General features: G+C 67.4%; 3 protein-coding genes and 1 pseudogene. All 4 read left to right on the forward strand.

The genetic code is table 11. The features are described from left to right. Positions 1–412 (forward strand): annotated as a pseudogene (locus tag LQV45_RS20715) (prephenate dehydrogenase); the annotation flags it as partial. Beyond that, complete coding sequence (gene cmk, locus LQV45_RS20720; RefSeq protein WP_230008632.1) at positions 412–1155, forward strand: (d)CMP kinase; 744 nt, start codon at positions 412–414, stop codon at positions 1153–1155. The pseudogene LQV45_RS20715 and the gene cmk, both read left to right, overlap by 1 nt. A 73-nt stretch (positions 1156–1228) precedes the next feature. Continuing rightward, a complete protein-coding gene (locus tag LQV45_RS20725; RefSeq protein WP_230008633.1) occupies positions 1229–1909 on the forward strand; it encodes a 1-acyl-sn-glycerol-3-phosphate acyltransferase in 681 nt (226 codons plus the stop codon). Beyond that, positions 1906–3456 carry a ribosome biogenesis GTPase Der gene (gene der, locus LQV45_RS20730; protein WP_028275909.1) on the forward strand — a complete coding sequence of 517 codons (1551 nt, stop codon included), beginning with the start codon at positions 1906–1908 and terminating at the stop codon, positions 3454–3456. The genes LQV45_RS20725 and der overlap by 4 nt, the downstream gene beginning before the upstream one ends. Positions 3457–3625 lie beyond the last annotated feature (169 nt).

Raw genomic sequence — 3625 nt, forward strand, 5'->3', positions numbered from 1 at the left:
CTGGGTCCAGATCCTTGGCGCGAACGCGGAAAAGGTGGTGGAGATCCTGCACGGAGTCCGCGAGGACCTCAACCGGCTGATCGGCACCCTGGAGGCACCGGCCGCTCCCGGCGCCAGGCTGGACCTTGCCCAGCTGATCAGCGAAGGCAATGCCGGCCAGTCCCGGATCCCGGGCAAGCACGGCGGACCCCCGCAGGCATACTCGTGGCTGACGGTGCTGGTGGATGACACACCCGGACAGATCGCCAAGCTGCTGACCGAGATTGGCCAGATCGGCGTCAACGTCGAAGACCTCCGCCTCGACCACTCTTCGGGGCAGAATGTGGGCATGGTGGAAATTTCCGTCCTGCCCAACAAGCACGACCTTTTGATAGCAGCCCTAAACGACCGTGGATGGCGGGTACTCCAGTAATGACCCAGGAACTCATCGAGACAGTGGACGTAGTCCGCCCCGGCAAAAGCCTTGTGGTTGCCATCGACGGCCCCTCCGGCTCCGGCAAATCCAGCGTGAGCAAAGAGGTGGCCCGCCGGCTGAAACTGGCCTACCTCGACACCGGCGCGATGTACCGCGCCCTGACATGGTTCTGCCTGCAGAGCGGCACGGACCTGGACGACGGGGCCGCCGTCGAGACCGCCGCCGAGACCCTGCCGCTTGAAATCAGCACCAGCCCGCAGGAAGAGTACGTCCGCGTCGGCGGGCACGATGTCACTCTCGCCATCCGTGAACCCGCCATTTCCGCGGCAGTCAGCGCCGTCGCCACCACCCTGGGCGGGCGGACTGAACTGATCCGCCGGCAGCGTGAGCTGATCGAAAAGCACCACCGCCGCATGGTGGTCGAAGGCCGGGACATCACCACCGTCGTCGCGCCCCATGCCGAGGTGCGGATGTTGCTGACCGCCAGCGAGGAAGCCCGGCTGCGCCGCCGCGGCATCCAGCTCGGCGGCAGCCAGAATGCCGAGCAGCTGGCAGCCCAGGTCACGCACCGCGATGCCAAGGACTCCACCGTAGTGAACTTCACCACGGCCGCCGACGGCGTCGTGACCCTGGACTCCTCCGACCTGGACTTTGACGAGACGGTCCAGGCCGCCCTCGACATCGTGGACACAGTGGTCAACCACTCTCCCGTTCCGCTCCGGGCCGTCCACGGTGACTGAGGGGCGCGCCGGACTGCCGGGGACAGCGCCGGCCTCCCTGCCCGGTCAGTGGACGACGGCGTGGAGCCGGCCCGTGTGCTGGCTCCTGGACCACCTCGTCTACCGCACGTCGGTCAGCGGACGCTCCAACGTCCCGGCGGCCGGTCCCGTGATCTTCGCGGGAAACCACATCAGCTTCCTGGACGGGCCCGTCATGTTCGGCGCCTCGCCCCGGCCCATGCACATCCTCGTCAAGCAGGAGATGTTCACCGGGTTCCTCGGCCGCGTCCTGGCGGCGTCGGGCCAGTTGCCCGTCGACCGCCGCGGTGGCCGTGCGGCGCTGGCCACGGCCCGGAGCCTGCTCGACGCCGGACGGTGCGTCGGGATTCTTCCCGAAGGCACGCGGGGGAGCGGTGAGGCCGCCGCGATCAACAACGGCGTCGCCTGGCTGGCGCTTAACTCCCGCGCCACCGTGGTCCCCGTGGCCATCCTGGGCACAAGAATCGGCGGCGAACACCTGGACACGGTGCCCGCACCGCGCCGGCGCCTGCATGTCAGCTTCGGCGGGGCCATCAACGTCAGCCGCAGGCCCGGCGAGACCGGGCGTGTTTCAATGGACAGGGCGGGAACCGAAATCCGGGCCGCATTAGCGCGCCATGTCCAGGACTCAGTACTAAGAACCGGGCAGCCCCTGCCCCACGCGGAATCACCGCATGAACGTCATGAAGAAGTAGCCGGGACGCCGGCAGATCACCACCTAAGGAAAGTGCAATGAGCGATACGACTCAAACCTCCGGCAATTTTGGCGCCGGCGAAGACGAATACACGCCCACCGGCACCGACCAGGTGGCTGAAAACCTTGCCGCCCTGGACGATGACGAAGCGGAACTCCGCGCGGCCTCGCTGCGTGCCGGGCTGGACGACTACGAGCTCGACGAAGACGACGCCGCGCTGCTGAGCGGCCACTTCGACGACGAGGACTTTGACGGCCCGGTCAAGCTGGACCCGGTCCTCGCCATCATCGGACGGCCCAACGTGGGCAAATCCACCCTGGTCAACAGGATCCTGGGCCGCCGCGAGGCCGTGGTCGAGGACACCCCCGGCGTCACCCGCGACCGTGTCATGTACTCGGCAAACTGGAACGGCCGCAACTTCACCGTGGTGGACACCGGCGGGTGGGAGCACGATGCCCGCGGCATCCACGCCCGTGTGGCGGAGCAGGCCGAGATGGCCGTGGAACTTGCCGACGCCGTCCTGTTCGTCGTCGACTCCGCCGTGGGCGCAACCGCGACCGACGAAGGCGTCATGAAGATGCTGCGCAAGTCGAAGAAGCCGGTCATCATGGTGGCCAATAAGGTGGACGACTTCGCCCAGGAAGCCGACTCGGCCACCCTCTGGGGCCTGGGCTTCGGCGAACCGTACCCCGTCTCGGCCCTGCACGGCCGCGGCGTGGCGGACCTCCTGGACCACGTCATGGACACCCTCCCGGAGTACTCCCTGATTGAAGGCCTCGAGCGCTCCGGTGGCCCCCGCCGCATCGCCCTGATCGGCCGCCCGAACGTCGGCAAGTCCTCGCTGCTGAACAAGCTCGCCGGTTCCGAGCGTGTGGTGGTGGACAATACCGCCGGCACCACCCGCGACCCGGTCGATGAATTCATCGAACTCGGCGGACGCACGTGGCGCTTCGTGGACACCGCCGGCATCCGGCGCCGCCAGCACATGGCCCAGGGCGCGGACTTCTACGCTTCCCTGCGCACGCAGAGCGCGCTCGAAAAGGCCGAGGTCGCCGTCGTGCTCCTGGCCGTGGACGAGGTGCTCAGCGAGCAGGACGTCCGCATCCTGCAGCTCGCCGTTGAATCCGGCCGCGCCCTGGTGCTGGCCTTCAACAAATGGGACCTCCTCGACGACGAGCGCCGCCGCTACCTGGAACGCGAAATCGAGCAGGACCTGGCACACGTGGCCTGGGCGCCGCGCGTGAACATCTCGGCCAAGACCGGCTGGCACAAGGACCGGCTCGTCCCGGCCCTGGACACCGCCCTGGAAAGCTGGGACAAGCGCATCCCCACCGGACGCCTCAACGCGTTCCTGGGCGAACTTGTCGCAGCGCACCCGCACCCGGTCCGCGGCGGCAAGCAGCCCCGCATCCTGTTCGGCACCCAGGCCTCGAGCCGGCCGCCGAAGTTCGTGCTCTTCACCACCGGATTCCTGGATCCGGGATACCGCCGCTTCATCACTCGACGCCTCCGGGAGACCTTCGGCTTCGAGGGCACGCCGATTGAGGTCAACATGCGCGTGCGCGAAAAGCGTGGCAAGAAACGTTAATTCCGACACACCTTGCCGGGACAGCCTGAAATTGTCACAGGCACCCTCCCGGATCGTGTAAGCTTTTGGAGGTGGTTCGGCCGGACTGCTTGGAAGAAAACCTGGAGCGAATCCGGGAAGACTTCCGGGCGGAGAACGGTGGAACCAGCGGGCTGTAGCGCAGCTTGGT

The organism is Microbacterium sp. Bi128, from assembly GCF_918698205.1.